The 19,557-nt window shown below is 35.3% G+C and carries 22 protein-coding genes and 1 other annotated feature; all 22 genes read right to left on the reverse strand.

What is annotated here, in order from left to right:
• Nucleotides 1-15: 15 nt before the first annotated feature.
• On the reverse strand, nucleotides 16-1,572 hold the full coding sequence (locus tag KTJ72_RS01015; protein ID WP_051592164.1) for a HAMP domain-containing sensor histidine kinase: 1,557 nt from the start codon (nucleotides 1,570-1,572) through the stop codon (nucleotides 16-18).
• Nucleotides 1,569-2,255, reverse strand: coding sequence for a response regulator transcription factor (locus KTJ72_RS01020; RefSeq protein ID WP_053791716.1), 687 nt, complete (start codon nucleotides 2,253-2,255; stop codon nucleotides 1,569-1,571). Before KTJ72_RS01020 ends, KTJ72_RS01015 begins: the two co-directional genes overlap by 4 nt.
• A 263-nt stretch (nucleotides 2,256-2,518) precedes the next feature.
• Complete coding sequence (gene rpmF, locus KTJ72_RS01025; protein ID WP_041152237.1) at nucleotides 2,519-2,698, reverse strand: 50S ribosomal protein L32; 180 nt, start codon at nucleotides 2,696-2,698, stop codon at nucleotides 2,519-2,521.
• A 56-nt stretch (nucleotides 2,699-2,754) separates the two neighbouring features.
• The gene (locus tag KTJ72_RS01030; RefSeq protein WP_094751154.1) at nucleotides 2,755-3,309 is read right to left on the reverse strand and encodes a DUF177 domain-containing protein; all 555 of its coding nucleotides are present in this window, start codon (nucleotides 3,307-3,309) and stop codon (nucleotides 2,755-2,757) included.
• A gap of 87 nt (nucleotides 3,310-3,396) precedes the next feature.
• Nucleotides 3,397-4,584 carry a nucleotidyltransferase gene (locus KTJ72_RS01035; RefSeq protein WP_217303918.1) on the reverse strand — a complete coding sequence of 396 codons (1,188 nt, stop codon included), beginning with the start codon at nucleotides 4,582-4,584 and terminating at the stop codon, nucleotides 3,397-3,399.
• Nucleotides 4,523-5,257, reverse strand: coding sequence for a class I SAM-dependent DNA methyltransferase (locus tag KTJ72_RS01040; RefSeq protein WP_217303919.1), 735 nt, complete (start codon nucleotides 5,255-5,257; stop codon nucleotides 4,523-4,525). Before KTJ72_RS01040 ends, KTJ72_RS01035 begins: the two co-directional genes overlap by 62 nt.
• 4 nt (nucleotides 5,258-5,261) lie before the next feature.
• Nucleotides 5,262-5,618 (reverse strand): ribosome silencing factor, encoded by a 357-nt coding sequence (rsfS, locus tag KTJ72_RS01045; protein ID WP_034531185.1) that lies wholly within the window; start codon nucleotides 5,616-5,618, stop codon nucleotides 5,262-5,264.
• Between the two features lie 14 nt (nucleotides 5,619-5,632).
• A complete protein-coding gene (gene yqeK / locus KTJ72_RS01050; RefSeq protein ID WP_217303920.1) occupies nucleotides 5,633-6,244 on the reverse strand; it encodes a bis(5'-nucleosyl)-tetraphosphatase (symmetrical) YqeK in 612 nt (203 codons plus the stop codon).
• The gene (locus KTJ72_RS01055) at nucleotides 6,237-6,854 is read right to left on the reverse strand and encodes a nicotinate-nucleotide adenylyltransferase (protein ID WP_217303921.1); all 618 of its coding nucleotides are present in this window, start codon (nucleotides 6,852-6,854) and stop codon (nucleotides 6,237-6,239) included. The genes yqeK and KTJ72_RS01055 overlap by 8 nt, the downstream gene beginning before the upstream one ends.
• 14 nt (nucleotides 6,855-6,868) lie before the next feature.
• Entirely contained in the window at nucleotides 6,869-7,180 is a 312-nt protein-coding gene (gene yhbY, locus KTJ72_RS01060; RefSeq protein WP_034533636.1) for a ribosome assembly RNA-binding protein YhbY, read from the reverse strand.
• Nucleotides 7,181-7,196: 16 nt separating this feature from the next.
• Complete coding sequence (gene yqeH, locus KTJ72_RS01065) at nucleotides 7,197-8,330, reverse strand: ribosome biogenesis GTPase YqeH (protein ID WP_217303922.1); 1,134 nt, start codon at nucleotides 8,328-8,330, stop codon at nucleotides 7,197-7,199.
• Nucleotides 8,317-8,853: a YqeG family HAD IIIA-type phosphatase gene (locus KTJ72_RS01070; protein ID WP_217303923.1), complete on the reverse strand. Its 537-nt coding sequence runs from the start codon at nucleotides 8,851-8,853 to the stop codon at nucleotides 8,317-8,319. Before KTJ72_RS01070 ends, yqeH begins: the two co-directional genes overlap by 14 nt.
• Before the next feature lie 111 nt (nucleotides 8,854-8,964).
• Nucleotides 8,965-9,321: a 50S ribosomal protein L20 gene (gene rplT / locus KTJ72_RS01075; protein ID WP_034531196.1), complete on the reverse strand. Its 357-nt coding sequence runs from the start codon at nucleotides 9,319-9,321 to the stop codon at nucleotides 8,965-8,967.
• 41 nt (nucleotides 9,322-9,362) lie between these two features.
• On the reverse strand, nucleotides 9,363-9,551 hold the full coding sequence (gene rpmI / locus KTJ72_RS01080; RefSeq protein WP_034531197.1) for a 50S ribosomal protein L35: 189 nt from the start codon (nucleotides 9,549-9,551) through the stop codon (nucleotides 9,363-9,365).
• A gap of 47 nt (nucleotides 9,552-9,598) precedes the next feature.
• The gene (infC, locus tag KTJ72_RS01085) at nucleotides 9,599-10,108 is read right to left on the reverse strand and encodes a translation initiation factor IF-3 (RefSeq protein WP_034533640.1); all 510 of its coding nucleotides are present in this window, start codon (nucleotides 10,106-10,108) and stop codon (nucleotides 9,599-9,601) included.
• A 35-nt stretch (nucleotides 10,109-10,143) separates the two neighbouring features.
• Nucleotides 10,144-10,283 (reverse strand) — a sequence feature (ribosomal protein L20 leader region).
• A 44-nt stretch (nucleotides 10,284-10,327) separates the two neighbouring features.
• On the reverse strand, nucleotides 10,328-12,271 hold the full coding sequence (gene thrS, locus KTJ72_RS01090) for a threonine--tRNA ligase (RefSeq protein ID WP_034533642.1): 1,944 nt from the start codon (nucleotides 12,269-12,271) through the stop codon (nucleotides 10,328-10,330).
• A gap of 322 nt (nucleotides 12,272-12,593) precedes the next feature.
• Nucleotides 12,594-13,526 carry a primosomal protein DnaI gene (dnaI, locus tag KTJ72_RS01095; RefSeq protein WP_054608113.1) on the reverse strand — a complete coding sequence of 311 codons (933 nt, stop codon included), beginning with the start codon at nucleotides 13,524-13,526 and terminating at the stop codon, nucleotides 12,594-12,596.
• On the reverse strand, nucleotides 13,523-14,908 hold the full coding sequence (locus KTJ72_RS01100; protein ID WP_217303924.1) for a replication initiation and membrane attachment family protein: 1,386 nt from the start codon (nucleotides 14,906-14,908) through the stop codon (nucleotides 13,523-13,525). Before KTJ72_RS01100 ends, dnaI begins: the two co-directional genes overlap by 4 nt.
• A gap of 12 nt (nucleotides 14,909-14,920) precedes the next feature.
• Nucleotides 14,921-15,391, reverse strand: coding sequence for a transcriptional regulator NrdR (gene nrdR / locus KTJ72_RS01105; RefSeq protein ID WP_034531205.1), 471 nt, complete (start codon nucleotides 15,389-15,391; stop codon nucleotides 14,921-14,923).
• Nucleotides 15,392-15,405: 14 nt separating this feature from the next.
• Nucleotides 15,406-15,990, reverse strand: coding sequence for a dephospho-CoA kinase (coaE, locus tag KTJ72_RS01110; RefSeq protein WP_094751145.1), 585 nt, complete (start codon nucleotides 15,988-15,990; stop codon nucleotides 15,406-15,408).
• A gap of 1 nt (nucleotide 15,991) precedes the next feature.
• A complete protein-coding gene (gene mutM, locus KTJ72_RS01115) occupies nucleotides 15,992-16,825 on the reverse strand; it encodes a bifunctional DNA-formamidopyrimidine glycosylase/DNA-(apurinic or apyrimidinic site) lyase (RefSeq protein ID WP_057197753.1) in 834 nt (277 codons plus the stop codon).
• Between the two features lie 20 nt (nucleotides 16,826-16,845).
• On the reverse strand, nucleotides 16,846-19,494 hold the full coding sequence (gene polA, locus KTJ72_RS01120; RefSeq protein WP_217303925.1) for a DNA polymerase I: 2,649 nt from the start codon (nucleotides 19,492-19,494) through the stop codon (nucleotides 16,846-16,848).
• Between the last annotated feature and the right edge of the window lie 63 nt (nucleotides 19,495-19,557).

Below are 19,557 nucleotides of genomic sequence, written 5' to 3' on the forward strand. Positions count from 1 at the left end.
GCTTTTTTATTACGCTTATTGCTTAGTATTCATATCTAGTTGTTTCAAATGTTCAATCTTATCCTTTGAAAGGATTGGGAATGAAATTGTAAAGATTGATCCATATCCCGATGAACTTTCAACATTGATTTTACCGTTATAGGCCTCTACCAAACGTTTGGCGATTGATAATCCTAAACCATTACCACCTTGGTTACGACTTCTAGCCTTATCAACACGGTAGAATCTGTTAAAGATTTTATCGATGCTTTCTTGGCTTAATCCTTCACCAAAATCTTGAACCGCAATATCGACATAACGATATTTACGAGAAAGTGAAATATGAATTTCCTTTCTTTGTTTAGAATACTTAACAGCATTATCTAACAAGATAATCAAGATTTGTTCCAAGTGATTACGGTAAATTTGAATGATTGTTTCTTCCCCAATATCATCATCTAAGATGAACTTGTAATCAGGATGAATCATTTGGAAATCATTATATTGTTGATGAACAACATCTTGAACATCCGTAGTCTTGTTTCCATAGTTGATTTCAACTTGTTCAGCACGAGAAAGATCTAGCATTTCTTGAACTAAACTCTTCATACGATTAATTTCGTAGATTGAAGATTTAATTGACTCATCTAGGACTTCAGGGTCATCCTTTCCCCAACGAGAAAGCATGTCTAAGTGTCCCTGAATTACAGCGACCGGAGTTCTTAATTCATGGGAAACATCTTCAACGAATTGTTGTTGTTGATCAATGTATCTTTGCATTGTATCAATCATATCATTGAACAAGTCCCCTAAGTCAGTTAACTCATCGTTTTGAGTCAACTTAGGCACACGACTGTCCGTTTCAGGAGATTCTTTAACACTGTGAATGGTGTTAGAGATAATCTTGATTGGACGAAGCATGTATGATGATAGAAAGTACGACAATGCAGCAGAGAAGAAGATACCAATAATTAAAATTACAAATAAAATTCCGGCTAATTTGTTAATGTACAAATTGTAGTCAGACATTGAATCAACTACTCTTAGATAACCAATTAATTCATGCGTCTTCGCAGAATAGATTGGTGAATCTAAAACTAAGATTGTCTTACCTGAGTTCTTGGTAATAACCGTTTTACGGCTATCTACCGGTTTGAAATTGTAAATCTTTTTTGGCGACTTCTTCGATGAGAAGATTTGGTCTGAATTCTTATTGTATACACTAACCACGATATCCTTGCTAAATAAGTTAGTATAAATAGAATCAGAATAAACGTCTGTAGACATTCCATTATTAGGGTTGCCGTCCCTAAAACCACTATTTGGATTTAAAGCAGAGCTAACTGTTTTTTCATCCAATGATCGATTAATTGTTCTTAATCGATTTGATATCGTTACATCCGATTCAATAGTACGCGAGTTCTCCTGGTGCAATAAGACATCAGAAAAACGGTTGTAAATCAAAAAAGAAAAAATTGATAGAATTACAAAAATTATAATTGCTGATCCAATTGACCATTTCCATTTAAGAGAAAACCATCTTCGATTGCTGCTTACTGTCTTTGAAACTTTATCATCATGGTTGGAAATCATGATCTCATCACGTAACCGGTTCCTCTAACAGTTTGGATGTAGCTCTTTTGATCAGGTCTATCAATTTTGTTTCTTAGGTAACGGATGTAAACATCAACAACGTTTGTTTCAGCACTTGAATCGTATCCCCAAACCTTAGTTAAAAGAACGTCTCTGGCTAATACAACGTTTACGTTTTCCATTAAAGTAAGTAGTAATTCGTATTCACGTTTAGTTAAGTCGATAATATCGTCTCCACGTTTTACGATTCTACTTTCTTTTTCGACAGTAATGTCCTTAAAGTAAACAACCTTTTGGTCTTCAGCGTTTTCGTCACCTTCGATATCAATACGACGAAGTAATGCTCTAACACGAGCTAATAATTCTTCGATAGCAAATGGCTTAACGATGTAGTCATCTGCACCATGATCGAATCCTGAGACTCTATCAATAACAGAATCTCTAGCTGTCATCATAATGATTGGAGTTGTCTTCTTTTCACGAAGTCTTCTAGCAACTTCCATACCATTAAGCTTTGGTAACATAAGATCTAAAAGAATAACATCATAGTCATTGTTAAGTGCTTCTTCTAGTCCTTCGCGACCGTCTAAAGCTACTTCAGTTTCGTAACCTTCATGCTTCAACTCTAACTCTACAAATCTAGCTAAGCTTTTTTCATCTTCAATTATCAAAATACGGCTCATTAAATTACACCTCTCCATTTATTTTAGAAAATCTTAACTTACTTTGTACATTTTATCACGTTTTTTCTCATAATAGAAGAGCTTAATCCGAATATTATTATTAAAATCTTAAATTTTTTCACCAATTTACTATTTTAAATTAGAAAACGAACCAATTACTCGATTTAAGTTTAATATAAACGGCAAAATAAATAAAATAATTATACTTACATAACAAAAAAAGCTACCAGGACCCATGGTGTTCTGGTAGCTTTTTTATTTAATTAGTTGTTTTCATTAACAACTTGTTTACCATCATAGTATCCACAACTAGGACATACAATGTGAGGTTTACGTAATTCACCACAGTTTGGGCAAGCACTCAAACCTGGGTTAGCCAACTTAATGTGACCACGACGCATACCCTTCTTAGCTTTTGAAGTTCTTCTTGCTGGTACAGCCAATGCAAAAACCCCCTTTATATTAAAATATCCACTAGTGAAAAAATTTTAAGTCTTGCTTAATTATCACTATCGTTAAAGAAGTCCTTTAACTTAGCAAGACGTGGATCTACTTTTTTATCATTTGCCTCTTGTTCAGCAAAATCGTCTTCAGAAATAACTTCCCAGTCATTTCCTTCTGGCATTTTACCAGTTTCGATTTCTTCAGGAGACAAAATGTGCATTGGAATTTGTAGGATGATGTTATCAGCAACTGATTTATCAAAATCAATTTCGCCTTCGTCATCTACTAGGAAAGCAATTTCACCTTCATCCTCACGTTCTTTCAAACGTAAGTTGGTTTCAACATAAACTTCGTTAATTGAGAAATCCAATGGTAACTCAACCGGAGTTAATGATCTTGATGAAGGAACCACAATCTTACCTGTTACACGAGCAGTCACGATTGCATCACCGTTTTCAGAGAAAACGTTAGCATCAACGTGAATATCGTCATCAGCAGAAATAACATACTTGCTATATCTACTCATAATATCATCAGATAAATTCATATCTTCTGATACTGAAAGTGGCTTGTTTTTGTATTCGGATAGTTCCTTTAAGAACCATTTCATGTCTATTCCTCCTAATGCAACAGCGTTAATTATACATATTAAGAAGTTAGTTTGTCAAGGTCATATCCTTGATACCCGGCCTAAAAATTAATAAATTAATGGAATTTTTCCAGCATCTTGAGGAATATGATTTATATTTTCATAAATCTTCCCAGATACTACATCAAAATTTAATTCTGATTCAGATAGTTCCTTATTAATCTTAGTAATCACAGGTATTTCTATTTGCTTCTTAATGTTATTCAAATACGCTCTACCGCTCTGATTAAATCCTAATACTCTGACATACTCTTGACTCAAATCATCGCTTTTACGCCAATTTAAGAGCGTGTATACGAATAAACGTTGAAGTCGTGCATATGTGTAACGTTTGGATTTAACCAAGCGTAGAAACTCATCAAACGACTGTGCTTCATAGATATACTTCTTTAGTCTGTATTCTAATCCTTCAGTCATTTGATAGATACGATTTAATTCATCAATACTTGATGTTTCAATCTTATATTTTAATAATGGCCAGAAATCTTCCCAATCAACATGCTTCTTTAAAACTTCTATATCAGTGCTATCGGGAAGATATTGAACCAATCCCTTACTATTATTTAAGATAGCGGATCTTATTGAAGAAGCACTCGCAATGGTCCCATCGTTGTTTAAATCACGATCATGATGGTTAGCACCGTTTCTCTTAATCGGTACTAGCTTCATTTTATTATTATTTTTTTGGTTAGCGATTGCATAGTTTAATGCCAATACATCATTGGGTGCACTGACATCTTCTCCAGTCGCATTAGTTAATGCATCCCTAATTAGCTCAGCATAGCTTTTGGTGTAATCTTGATCTATTATAGTTTCCTTTAAATCAATATTAGCAATCTCATTAAAGTTAATATCTGGATGTTCACTACCAAATGATAGCCACTCACACTTAAGACTAGCTAAAATGTTCACCGCGTGCCTAGCAAAAATATCAGCAGGCTGCACGGCACATTGCACAGGTAACTCTATTACCATATCGGCACCATTTTCTAATGCCATTTGTGCCCTAGTCCATTTATCTAATATAGCAGGTTGGCCTCTTTGTACCCAATTTCCAGACATGATTACGATGACTGCGTCGGCATTAGTTGCTTGTCTTGCCTGTTCAATTTGGTACTTATGCCCATTATGAAACGGGTTATATTCAGCAATTATACCAACAGCTTTCATCGAATCATCCCTTCTTACATACAAAGAACCATCTGGTTGTAGTATCAGTGATTTCGTCTTTACCAAAGTTAGCACTAACCTTGATATCTTTGAATCCTGCATTCTTTAATAAATCAATGTAAATATCAACTTTATAAGTTCTTTCCAAATGAATTTCACTAAATTGATCATATGCATTGATTGACTCATTGTACTTAAAAAATACTAAGTCATGTTCTACTGAGTGATCTTCATCACCCAAGTATGATTGCCACATGAAAGCATTGCTATCATCGTGGTAATTATACATGTATCCCGGATATACGACATCTGTTTGATATGGCGTAATTACATCAAATAAGAATTGTCCATCATCGTTTAGATGTGCATGCACCCTTTCAAAAGCAGTTTGTAGTACGTTTTGATCTGGCAAGTAACATAATGAGTCATCAAAACAGGTAATAACATCAAAGTTAGGAATTCCCTCCATCTCAGTCATATCACCTTGAATTAATGGTATATCTGGTTGGATATCTCTTACATGCTCTTCTGCTAGTGTAAGCATGTCTTCAGATAAATCCATCCCACAAGCATTATATTTTTGAGCGGCCAGTAGCGCTAATAAGCGTCCAGTTCCACAAGCCATGTCCATAATTGAATCATTTTTTGATACATTTGCTTTTACAAAGGAAAGCCATTGATCATACATAGTTTCATCAAATAATTCATCATAGAATTTGGCGAATTCTTGATAAATCATTTGACTAGTCCTTAACCCATTCTGAAACATCTACTGAATCAGCATCTGACCATAGTTTTTCTAGGTTGTAGTATTCTCTTTCGTCTTCTTGGAATACGTGAACAATAACGTCACCTAAGTCCAATAGAATCCACTTAGCAGTATCTTTACCTTCTACTTCTTTAACACTGATACCAGCTTCTTCAGCTTGGTCAGCAACTTCGTCAGCAATAGACTTAACTTGTCTGTTTGATGCTGCATCCATGATTACGAAGTAGTCAGCCATTAGACTAACTTCATGGACGTTTAAAGCAACAATGTTGTGAGCTCTCTTGCTGTCCGCTGCTTTAACAATTACTTCTAGTTTTTCTTTACTATTCATTTGAAATCTCCTCGTTATTTGATGTTTGATCCATTTACCCATTCGTTATAGGTATCAATGGTCTTTGGATAAATGGGTTTATTGGCACTAATTAAATATTGTAGAGTGTGCTTAGTTTGATATGCCACCCCGTCAGCTAGATTGTTAAATGTAATTTCACGTGCTTCTTCTACACCTGGGAAGTCGCGTCCCATTTCGATATAGTCGGCCATGTATACAATTTGTTCTAGCTTTGACATGTAAGTAGCACCAGTGGTGTGATGTTTAATGGAATTCAAAATGTCGATATCAGTAACGCCTAATTCGTTTTGAACCATTAAGTAACCAACTTCACCATGCCAAATTGCATTTCCGTATTGCAACAACAAATCATCCAATCGGTATTTCTTAATTAGTTGAATGAAATCGTCATCTGGTCTTTGCTTAGCGTAGTCATGGCAAAGTCCAGCAACACTTGCTTTTTCAGCATCTACTTCATTTTTCTTTGCTAGTTCAATCGCCATTTGTTCAACGCGTAAGACGTGTTCAAATCTGGATTGAGTTAAAGCATTGTTTAGTTTTTCGATTAGTTCTTCTCTAGATAAAGGGATGTACTTATTGGTATATGTTAATTCAACATTATTCATAAAGATGATGCTCCTTTATATATTTTAAAACTGCATCCGGAACCAAGTATTGAATTGATTGATGGTTAGATACCAGTTTACGAATTAAGGTTGAAGATATATCTAGCTTGGCGACATCTACCCATATCACGGGATAGTTGGTCGACATTGGATAGTTTTCCCTTCTAACACCAACAAAATGAGTTAGTTTGAATAAATCATCAACTCGATACCATTTAGGTAGGTATTCAACCATGTCACCACCAATTATAAAGTAGTATTCATAGTCAGGATGTCTTCTCTTTAATTCTACCATAGTGTTATAGGTGTAACTTTTACCACGATTGATGATTTCTAGCATTTCAATGTCAAACTTGTCATTATCGTTGATTGCTAGATTAACCATGTTAACGCGGTCATCAGCATCAATCGCATCCTTATGATCAACATGAGGTGGAATAAAATCAGGCATGAAGTACACCTTCTCTAGTCCTAATTGACTCCTTACTTGATCCGCAATAAATAGATGACCATTATGAATCGGATTAAAGGTTCCACCAATAATTCCAATTTTTTTGCGCTTGTTTAAAGATTTTAACTTAGGTAAAGTTTGCACCTTTTCACTATGCATTGATAAGAACTCCTCTAAATATTTCTAACTTCTACAGAATAAATTTGGAATTTTTCCTTACTTGCAGGTAAGAATAATAGTAATGTCTTTCCAATTGTTTGAACAACATTGATGTCACTGTTTGCTTCAATGTATTCTTGAACATCACTAACTTCTAAATCAGAATTTTGTTGAATGTTAACCTTGATTAGTTCACGTCTGTGCAAAGCATCCAATACTTGTTCTAACCAAGTTTCGTTTAAACCATTCTTCCCAACAGAGAATAAAGGCTTCATTCTGTTAGCTTGTGATCTTAAATATCTTTTTTGTTTTCCGCGTAATTTCAATTTTGTACCTCGCTTTTTATATCATTGCTCTTCTAACTAATACGTCTACACCCTTAGGTGCCCATCCAGCTACAACTACACCTGCTGGAACGGTAATCCATCCAAGTCCTTCGAATACTAAATCACTCTTTTGATCAGTCTTGAATTCGAAACGAACTAATTCTGGGAAATCATCAATTGATTCGCTACTTGGTGGAGTTAATATTTCACCAAAATGCTTGTCGTAGAAGCTATCAGCATTTGCTAACTTAGTACGGTGAATTAGTAAGTTGTTTTCAACATAAACAGTAAAACCATGCTTCTTGTCACCTTGAACGTAATCAAAACGGGCAACACCACCAAAGAATAGTGTTTGTTCTGGGTTCAATTGATAAACCTTTGGCTTGATTGGCTTTTGTGGTTGAACAATCTTTAGGTCCTTACCGTTTAGGTAATGTGCCATTTGTTCTTTATGAATGATACCTGGTGTATCTACTAATTCATGACCATCTTCCAAATCAATTGAGATTCTGTCTAATGTAGTACCAGGGAATCTTGAAGTAGTGATTAATTCTTTGATTCCAGTGTTTTGTCTAATGATTTGGTTAATCAATGTTGATTTACCAACGTTAGTAACACCTACAACATAAACATCACGATCATTTCTGTACTTGTCGATGTTCTTTAATAAATCATCAACTGATTCATTAGTCTTAGCAGAAACTAGTTCAACATCAATTGGACGAATTCCGGCTTCGTTAGCACGTTGTCTAATCCAGTCCTTTAGTTTAGAACGTTTTAGTGAGTTTGGTAGTAAGTCAGACTTGTTACCAACTAACATGATTGGGTTATCACCTACAAAACGGTGTAATCCAGGAATCAAGCTTCCGTTAAAGTCGAAGACATCAACCAAGTATACGATAAGCGCATTGGCATCTCTAATTTGGTTTAATAACTTCAAGAAATCATCATCAGTTAAGCTAACTGGTGAAATTTCATTGTAGTGACGTAATCTAAAGCAACGTTGGCAATAAATTTCGCCACTTTCTTTGCCCTTTTCAAGCGCAGAATTAGGAGTGTATCCAAGTTCATCTGGATTTGTGGTTTGAATTAACGCACCACAACCAATACATCTAATTTCTTCGTCTTGTAATTGATTAATTTCTGTCATTTATATCCTCCTGCCAGTCTAAATCATCATATTTGTTTCTTAATTTTTTCCATATTAATTTTTCTAAGAAGCGATTAGGCTTAGTATTCCAAGCATCGGATTCAATTAATGGCTTAACTAACACGCTTCTAACGTTTGCATTGTTGGAAGCCCAAACATCAGTTAATAATTGATCTCCACACATAATTACTTCTTTGTGGTGTAAATGGTAATCTCTCAAAGCCTTATTAATACCTCTAGGTAGTGGCTTTAAGGAGCGTGAAATGAAGTTTAATTTCAAACTTCTTAGCGCTCTTTGAACTCGGCTATGTTTATTATTTGAAATAACAATTAATTCAATATTGTTTTTCTTGAGTTCAGATATCCATTCTCTTAATTGAGGAGTTCCATCAGGATTATTCCAAGGAATCAAGGTGTTATCTAGATCACTAAAAACGGCCTTAATCCCCATGTCTTTTAGTTTTGATGGTGAAATATTATATACGACTGGAATCATCCATGTTGGTTTAAACTTATAAATCATTTTAATTCTCCTCAATAATATTATGTATTATATGAGCACCAAAAATAGTGGTGCCCATAATAAGAAAAAAACTCCCACCTACTTACCTTAAGTGGTGAAAGTTTTTATAGACTATTTAATAGCTTTCTTTGCAGTTTCTGCTAATGAAGCAAATGCTTTTTCATCGTTAACTGCTAAGTCAGCTAGCATCTTACGGTTCATTTCAATGTTTGAAAGTTTCAAACCGTGCATTAACTTGCTGTAGCTTAAGCCGTTCATACGAGCAGCAGCATTGATACGAGCAATCCATAATCTTCTGAAGTTTCCTTTGTTTGCTCGACGATCACGGAATGCGTATTCACGTGACTTCATAACTTGATCTTTAGCAGTCTTGAATAGACTGTGCTTACCTTCACGGTAACCTTTAGCTTCTTTTAAAACACGCTTACGACGTGCATGAGTAACTGTTCCACCCTTAACTCTTGGCATATTTAAATCCTCCTAAATTATGTCTTACTTAAAAGTATTAATTAAAACATCTTTGTGTATTTGCTTGCTAATGTATCGTTTACCATGCTTGTACCACGTAGGTTACGACGTTGTTTCTTTGTCTTACCGTGGAAACGGTGACTTGTGAATGCGTTAGCACTCTTTAAACCACCCTTAGCAGTTTTCTTGAAACGCTTTGCAATTGCACGATTTGATTTAGTCTTTGGCATTGAAAAAATCCTCCCTTAATTTAACTTAAGTATTATAAAAATACTATCTAATTTTTATCGCTTGACTTAGGTGCGAGCATTAGGAACATACTTCTTCCATCCATTTTTGCTCGTTGAGTAACGCTAGCAACATCTGATGTAGAATCTGCCATTCTGTTTAAAACATCACGACCAATTTCCTTATGTGTGATGGCACGTCCCTTAAAGCGAATTGAAACTCGAACTTTTTCACCTTTTGCGATGAATGTCTTAGCTCTCTTCAACTTAGTATTAAAATCATTAGTATCAATAGTTGGACTTAATCTAATTTCCTTAACACTAACTACCTTTTGCTTCTTACGAGATAGACGAGCTTTCTTTTGTTGTTCGAAACGGTATTTTCCGTAATCAATAACTTTAGCAACCATTGGCTTAGCCTTTGGAGCAACAACTACTAAATCTAATCCAGCAGCTTCAGCAATTTGCATTGCTTCGTCCTTTGACTTAATACCTAATTGATCACCGTCAGCACCAATTAAACGAACTTCGCGAGCTCGAATTCCATCATTAACCATCATATCGTTTGCTATGGTAATTCACCTCCAAGTATATTAAAAAGCAGAAAAAACGGATGCCATAGTTGAGCACCCGCTTTTGGTCCTTTGAATATTAAATCAAAGGTTAATCCGATATCATGCCTAGCCATCTCTTTCGATCACTCAGGCGAGAAGCGGGATGCTTCTGCTTTTTCGTTACTTATATAATACCACATGAGTGATACATGTCAATAACATTTATTATTTTTCTCTTGAATAGTTACTAATGTCTTCTTGAATTTCTTTGATGAAGTCATCAAGACTTAGACTTTCACTATCTTGTTCACCGTACTTACGTACAGAAACTTGGTTTGAGTTCATTTCACTTTCACCAACAACGATTGTGTATGGAATCTTGTTAGTTTGAGCATCACGAATTAAGTAACCCATCTTTTCGTTTCTGTCGTCAACACTTGTACGGATACCTAATGCAGCTAACTTGCTGTTAACTTCCTTAGCATAGTCACCGTATTTTTCCATACTTACTGGAATAACTTTAACTTGCTTTGGAGCTAACCAAGTTGGGAATGCACCCTTGTATACTTCGATTAGGTAAGCAATGAATCTTTCCATAGTTGAAACTAAACCACGGTGCATCATAACTGGACGGTGTTCTTCACCATCTTCACCAACGTAGTGTAGATCAAATCTTTCAGGTAGCATGAAGTCTAATTGAATAGTTGATAGAGTTTCTTCATTACCCATTGCAGTGTAAGTTTGAACATCAAGCTTAGGACCGTAGAATGCTGCTTCACCTTCGGCTTCAACGTAGTCTAGGCCAAGATCATCCATGGCACCCTTAAGCATTGATTGTGACTTGCTCCACATTTCTTCATCATCAAAGTACTTTTCAGTGTTCTTAGGATCTCTGTAACTTAATCTGAAGTGGTAGTTCTTAATATCGAAGTCTTTGTATACTTCAACCATTAAACCAAGAACCTTCTTAAATTCGTCTTGGATTTGGTCTAGTCTTAAGAATGTGTGACCATCATTTAGAGTCATTTCACGAACACGTTGTAAACCTGATAAAGCACCTGATTTTTCGTATCTGTGCATCATACCAAGTTCAGCAATTCTCATTGGTAGTTCACGGTATGAACGAATGTGGTGCTTGAAGATTTGGATGTGACTAGGACAGTTCATAGGACGTAGTTCTAGTTCTTCACCGTCACCCATGTCCATTGGTGGGAACATGTCTTCACGGTAGTGTTGCCAGTGACCAGATGTCTTGTATGCATCTAAGTTCATTAGAACTGGTGTAATAACATGTTGGTAACCGTTGGCTAATTCCTTATCGATGATGTATCTTTCAACAACACGACGGATAGTAGCACCATTTGGCATCCAGTAAGCTAAACCAGCACCAACCTTAGGGTCAACGAAGAATAAGTCTAACTTGTTCCCGATAACTCTGTGGTCTCTTTCTTTAGCTTCTTGTCTTCTCTTTAGATCTTCTTCTAGATCAGCTTTCTTGTAGAATGCTGTAGCGAAGATTCTTTGTAGCATTGGGTTTGATGATTTACCTTCCCAGTATGCACCGGCAACTGAAAGTAACTTGTATTCCTTAACAGCCTTGGCTTCTGGTAATACAACACCTTCACCTAAACCTAAATAGTCACCGATTTGGTAGAAGACAACTTGGCCATCTTCAGCTAATTCGTTAACTAACTTAGCTTGGTATGGATCTCCATCAACTTGCTTTAAAGCATCTTCTAGAGATAATACTTTTCTTTCAATTTTTACATTGTCTGAAACCATTTTGTTAATACGTTCTTCTACTTGTGGTAGTTCATCGGCACTAACTTGTGAGTCACGTTTGTCAGTATCAACGAAGAAACCGTCTTCGTCAGAAGTACTTTCACCAAATTGAATATTGTTAAATTGGTCAGCAAGGGCAGCTTTTAATAATTGTGAAGCTGTTTGGCGTAGAACCTTTAGACCATCTTCTGTATCTTTTGTAACGATTTCAATTTTGCCACCTTTTTCAAGTGGTAAATCAATTTCAACCATTTTTCCGTCAATCTTACCAGCTACTGATTTCTTAGCTAAACTAATTGAGATTGATTTAGCGATATCTTCAGTAGTTACTCCCTGATCGAATTCTTTTACGCTACCGTCAGGAAATTCAAATGAAATCTTTGCCATAATAGAGCACTCCCTTGTGTAATTTTCGAATAGAAACAAAAAAGTCCCTAGCATCTAAATAAATAGACACTAGGGACGTTAATAACGTGGTTCCACCCGAATTCTACCTATCTGCACAAACAAATAGGCCTCATAATAGTCTATAACGAAACAACCCGATTCAGAATTTTCCTCTGATTTAAAATAAAAGTGGTAACTTCAAATCTGAACATGAAGATACTTCCAGCAAATGTATCCTCTCCCTGTAAGTCGAGATTTAAAATCATGTCTTTTATCAACTGTCTTTATTATCGACAGTCACGCTTAAATTGTCAAGCATTAATTATTGTGGTCGACGATTTTGGCCAAACATCCCTACTTCTTTTGCCAAGTAGTGAACACGTTGCATGATTCGTTTAGCCTTAAGTGGTTCTACGTCACCTTTATTGTTAATAGCTAGGTGTTCTTCTTCAAATTGTTGCATTGAGAAGTTTGAAGTAAAGAATGTGCTTAGTGAGTTTTGCATTCTGTATTCAAGAATAACACCCAAGATATCATCCCTTACCCATGAAGACATAGAATCAGCACCAATATCATCTAGGATTAAGACAGGTGTCTTCTTAATTGCATCTAATTTGTCGGCAACCAAGTTACTGGAAATCGCACTCTTCATTTCAACTGCGAAGCTTGGGAAGTGAACCAATGTTACTTCAAATCCATTCTTTGCTAATTCGTTGGCCATTGCAGCCATTAGGAAAGTTTTCCCAACACCGAATTCACCGTATAGATACATCCCTTGGTGCCACTTCTTTGGTGTATTGGTATATTCCTCGATGAAGTCAGTAACCAATCCCATCGCATTCATACGATAATCATTTTCACTTAAATCAAATTGATCTAAGGTAACGTTCTTAATGTTCTTAGGCATTGCAACCGCATGAATTCGTTTAAGAACTTTGGCCTTCTTCATATTATCCTTAGTTTCTTGCGTAGGAACGTATGAAATATCAACCAGTCCCTTGTTAACTACTAATACTGGAGTATATCCAGGAATTGTTGTGGGTTGATTATTCTTTAGTTTGTTATTTTCTTGCACAAATTCATATAGTTTTGACATTGAGCGTTTTACAACATCGTCTTCCAACTCATCTTTGTGCTTATTCAAAAATGATTTAACGTCTTCATTATTTAAAACAGCATTGACTGATTGTTGATAGCGTTCATTGTATTTTGGTTTGCTTAAAGTCTTTGCAAATTCATCACTTAAGTTTTTCATTCTCTACCCTCTTTTCTACTGTTACGAAGCTTTTTAATTCTCGCTTCTAGTTCTTTTTTCTTATCTTCGTCAACCTTACCATATTCCTTTGGCTTTTCGTTATCTTTTGCCCAATCGGGAAGGGTTTCTTTAACTGTCATCTTACGATTGTTATTGAAACGTGGTTTTCTAGGTTTATTTAATTCTTTTTGTCTGTTCTTAATGAAAGTAATCGCCTTACTTGCATCGGTAACATTGTTTTGTGACCAGTTATCAGCAATTGCTTCAAAGAGGTTCTTATTTAAACCAGACTTTTCTTGATCAATTAGTAGATGATAAACAATCATATTAATTACTTCTGGTTTTAGAATTTGCCTAGAAACCAAGTCAGAAATCATGTGTTCCTCATTGCTGTGAACATAACCACCCTTGGCGGTCTTCAAATAGTTTAAAAATTCGATTGGTGCGTATTCACTAGCTGACTTAATCAATTGTCTTTCCTGAGCATTTAATTCATTGCTATCTGTCTCAGTGGATTTATCTGCAGCAGTGGATTCACGTGATATGTTAGCTGCATTTGATTGAAATTGTCTTGATACCAAAATCTTAAAATTGTTTGGATCAAAGACGTTATTGGTAACATTAGTTGCCTTTTCAATCAATTTAGCCATTTCAATCTCATCAATACCGTACAATTGATGCTCTGAATTAATCAGATTGATATTCTTCTTAACATCAGATGTATTAACGTAAGACTGGTTTAGCATGTCTAATAGCAAGTTAAAGTCAAAGTCGTCACTTTTTTCGATGACTGGACCGGCTTTAACATAATTACTATTATCATTAATACTATTTTTTACTTGTTGAACTGCCTTTGGTGTGTTGGTAACTTCACTATCACGAATATTAAACACTTGAAGGAAGTTTCTTGAGACGTCCTTATATTCGGATAAATCAAATCCAGGTCGGATAAATTCATTGTATAAATCAACGTATCTATCTTCACCAATAACTTGTAATAATGAAACGCTTAGTAAATCATCCATAAAAAAATCATTAACGGATAGCGGACTAATTAGACGATAAACGTATTGTTTTTCGCCCTTATCACGAGTCTTAATGTATGTCTTCATCAATCCAGCCGCTTCTAATCTCAAGCGGGCCTCATAGAATGATTGCATATCGACACTCAAATAAGACAATGTTTCAAAATGACTATGAGCTTGATGTGTCTTTTTTTCATGACTCATACGCCAAAAATTGTTAATCAAAGCATAGGGTAAGACACCAATGATTGGTTGATATAAAACATCCAAAGAAGTTCTTTGTAAGTCAGATAAATCATCATCTGCCAACAATATAAACTTGGATAGAGGATCTACCTCTCGCCATTGATCTGTCATATTAATTCCCCGCTATTTCTTATTTTTTTGGTCCTTATCTAATACCTCTTTTAATTCATTATAAAAGACCGTCATATCTTTAAATTGACGATAAACACTAGCAAATCGAATATAAGCAATTTCATCGACATTCACTAGTTCTTTCATCACGTATTCACCAATTAGTTGACTTGATACTTCGTTTTCACCTAAAGAACGGATACGGTTTTCAACCTTATCTGCGATAGATGTCATTGCATCCATTGGCACTGGACGTTTTTCAGCAGAACGAATAATTCCACGAAGAATCTTTTCATGATCAAATTCTTCACGATTGCCGTTGTTCTTAATAACTAGTAATGGTGTTTGTTCAATTCTTTCAAATGTTGTATATCTGTAATTACAATTTTCACATTCACGTCGACGTCTGATTACCTGGCCGTTTTCGGCAGGACGACTGTCAACTACTCTCGAAGAGTTTTTATGGCAATGAGGACATTGCATATGTTTCACCTCAATTAATCTATGTTATTAAACAATTTTACCACTTGATTGCGTGTTTGCATAATGCTTCCATTACTATCAATCACATAAGTGGACAACTCTGCCTTAATTTTTAAAGGCCATTGGCTCTTAATTCTTGAATCTGCATCTTTTTTGGATAGAGAATCGCGTTCCATCAAACGCTTTTCCTGTTCATCAAAGTCACAAACAACGCTGATAATGTCATCACACATAAAGTGATAACCATTTTCAAACAATGTTGGTGCATCCAGGATGACTACATCATTTTTGGTCTCATCAATTCTTCTAATCACTTCGTTACGAATGAATGGATCAATGATTCTGGTTAATTCAATCAGTTTAGACTTGTCGTTAAACACAATTGAACCCAATTTTTGTCGATTTAACCCACCATCTTCTTTGATAATATCTTTACCAAAAAAGGCAGCAATAGCCTCTAGACCCTTGCTGCCTTTTGATTGAACCTGGTGAGTAATTTTATCAGCGTCAATGATTTCATATCCAACACTTGCTAGATACTCAGACACAGTTGATTTTCCGGTGGCAATGCCGCCAGTCAAACCAATTACTCTTGTCATGTTATTCAACCACTTTTCTTTGACAGTTAGGACAGAATGTTGTGCCTCGTTGAGCCACCTTAATCTTTTCTAATAAGGTATCACAACGTTCACAAGGTTCACCTTTTCTACCATACACATGTAGATGGTTTTGGAATGATCCAGCTTCTCCATATGCATTTGAATAAGAGTGAACAGTAGTTCCATGTCCCTTAATTGCCATTTTTATTTCTGCAATAATGTTCTTTCTTAATTCTTCAATTTCCTCATCGGTAATTAAGTTAGTTTGAGTTTCAGGGTGAATCTCGGTCAACCATAAAACTTCGTCACAGTAAATATTACCTAATCCAGCAATATTACTTTGGTTTAGTAAAAATGGTTTAATCTTTCCTCTAGCCTTGTTCATGATTGATTTCATGTAATCAAATGTTAGAGTTTCATCGGTTGGTTCAGGACCAATTGTACCTAAACCAGAAAGAGTCTTTTCGTCACCGTTTTTAACTAAGTACATACGACCAAACTTACGGCTATCTTTGTATCTTAGTTCACGGTCATCATCCATATGGAAAATAATATGAGTATGTTTAGTTGGTTCAGTTCCATCAGGTTCTACATCATACTTACCTTCCATTCTTAGATGTGATACCAAAGTCATTTCGTTATCAAATCTGAATAATAGGTATTTACCACGGCGATCAATACGATTAATAGTGTGACCTTCTAGAGTATCCTTGAATTCCTTTGCACTAACATTAATCATTTTTGGATATAATACATCAATTGTCTTAACCTTAGCACTTTCCACTAAGTTAGTAAGACCTCTTCTAACAGTTTCTACTTCAGGTAATTCAGGCATATCATTAAACCTCACTTAATTTATTTCAAACTGTACCAGTTTTTACCGTAATGACTCTTAACATTTAGCGGAACGTTAAGTTCAACAGCTGAGTCCATTACCTTTGGTACTAAGTCACTTAATACTTCAATTTCTTCATCAGGTGCTTCAAAAATTAATTCATCATGCACTTGTAATAACATTTTGGCTTTCATGCCACGTTTGTTTAATTCATTTTCCATCTTAATCATTGCAATCTTAATAATATCAGCGGCACTACCTTGGATTGGTGAGTTCATTGCTGTTCTTTCTGCAAATGATCTTAGGTTAAAGTTCTTTGAATTGATGTCTGGTAGATAGCGTCGACGATGAAGGATAGTTTCAACATAACCATTTTTCTTTGCGTTTTCAACACTTTCATCCATGTATTTCTTAACACCTGGATATTCGGCAAAGTACTTTTCGATGAACTCCTTAGCATCTTTACGACTGATTCCAGTATTCTTGGCTAAACCAAAATCGGAAATTCCATAAACAATTCCAAAGTTAACAGCCTTAGCTTGACGACGAAGTTCAGGAGTTACTTCACTGTTATCCTTTAATCCAAAGATTCTTCTGGCGGTTGATGCATGAATATCATCATTATGGATGAATTCATCTTGCATGTTCTTTTCACCAGAAATAGAAGCAAGCACTCTCAATTCAATTTGAGAATAATCGGATGAGAAGATTTGATAGTTATCATGACTAGGTATGAATGCTTGTCTGATTTTACGTCCTTCTTCAGTTCTTACTGGGATGTTTTGTAGGTTAGGATCTACTGAGGATAATCTTCCAGTTTGGGTAAGAGTTTGTAAGTATCTAGTATGAACCTTACCATCCCCGTGAATATCGGATAGTAATCCTTCAACATAGGTTGATAGAATCTTGGATAGTTGACGATATTCAAGGATTGCTTCAACGATTGGATAGTCAGGAGCAAGTTGTTCTAACACTCCCACTGCAGTTGAGTAACCTGTCTTAGTCTTCTTAATTACGGGTAGTTGTAATTTTTCAAATAGAATTACACCCAGTTGTTTAGGGGATGCAATATTGAATTCTTCACCAGCATCGTTATAGATAGTTTGTTTGATTTCTTCTAAACGTTCAGAAAGTTTGCTTTGCATTTCGTTTAGAACATCTTTATCAACTACGACACCTGCAATTTCCATTCTGGCTAACACAAATGTTAATGGTAATTCAACATCGGTATATAGATTCCATTGGTTATTTTCCTTTAAACCATCAAATAGCTTATCTTTAAGAGCGTCAATGGCATTTAACTTTCTAGCGAAATGGTTAAATAACTTATCGCCTTCAGGAATTTCACGCTTAGCACCCTTACCATATACATCATCATCTGATTGAACATCAAAATAATCATGACGATTAGCAACTTTACCTAAATCATTACTATTGTCGTTTGTGTCCAACAGGTATGAAGATAGTAATAAATCAAAATCGACGTTGTTTAATGTAATGCCTAAACGATTTAAACCAACGTAGGTTCTTTTAGCATCAAACACATCTTTTTTAACATCATTGCTTTCAATGATTTGTTTAATCTGATTATTCTTTAGATATTCAACATCGTTTGATACATAAATCTTATCGTTAATCTTTAGAGCAAATCCGATGAATGGAGCATCATGATAGTTGTCACCATCCATGCCAAGGTAAAATGTCACCTTGGCACTGTCTTGTTTAGCAAGTTCAGACAAAGTATCATCGCTAACTTCAATGTATTCAATATCCTTCATATTGGTATTTTGAGTAGTGTTCATTTCACTAAGGAATTTTCTAAAGTTCATTTGACGATAGAACGCGATTAAATCATCTAGATGATCTCCTTCGTATTCTAAATCATCAATTGAAATTTCGATTGGTGCTTCACGATTGATTCTAGCTAACTTTTTGGCTAGGAAAGCCTCGTCCTTATCTTCAATTAGGTGTTCCTTTAGTTTCTTGCCAGAAACTTCATCAAGATGATCGTAAAGGTTTTCGACGCTGCCAAATTGTTTAACTAGTTTTAGGGATGTCTTGTCACCGACACCGGTAACACCAGAATAATTATCAGATGAATCACCTTTCAAGGCTTTCCAATCAATAATTTGTTCGGGCGTAATCCCCATTGTTTCTTTAACATAGTCAGTATCGTATCTAACAACACCTGAAACACCACGGTTAGAAATTGATACAGTTGTCTTATCTGAGCATAGTTGAGTTAAATCATTATCTCCAGTAACAATGGTTGTATCGAATCCTAAACCATCAGCTTGTTTTGAAAGTGTACCGATAATGTCATCTGCTTCATAATTTTTTAGTTGGTAATATTTAATACCACGATTTTCTAATAGTTTTTTTACGTAATCGAATTGTTCCACTAATTCTTCAGGAGTCTTGTCTCTACCAGCCTTGTAATCAGAGTACATTTCTGTTCTAAATGTAGTTTTTCCAGCATCAAAGGCTACCAGAACGTGAGTAGGTTTCACTTTATCTAACATGATATTTAGCATGTTATTGAAACCATAAATTGCGTTAGTATGTACCCCTTCGTTATTAGTAAAACGATCTACTAATTTAATTAAAGCAAAGAAGGCTTTATAAGTAATGCTATTTCCATCGATTAATAATAATCTCTTATCAGACATATAATTCTCCTTACCGTTTTCTTCGATAACTTAATTTTAACATGCACGCATAGTATATTATAT

It is taken from the genome of Apilactobacillus waqarii (assembly GCF_019061205.1).
Lineage (GTDB): Bacteria > Bacillota > Bacilli > Lactobacillales > Lactobacillaceae > Apilactobacillus > Apilactobacillus waqarii.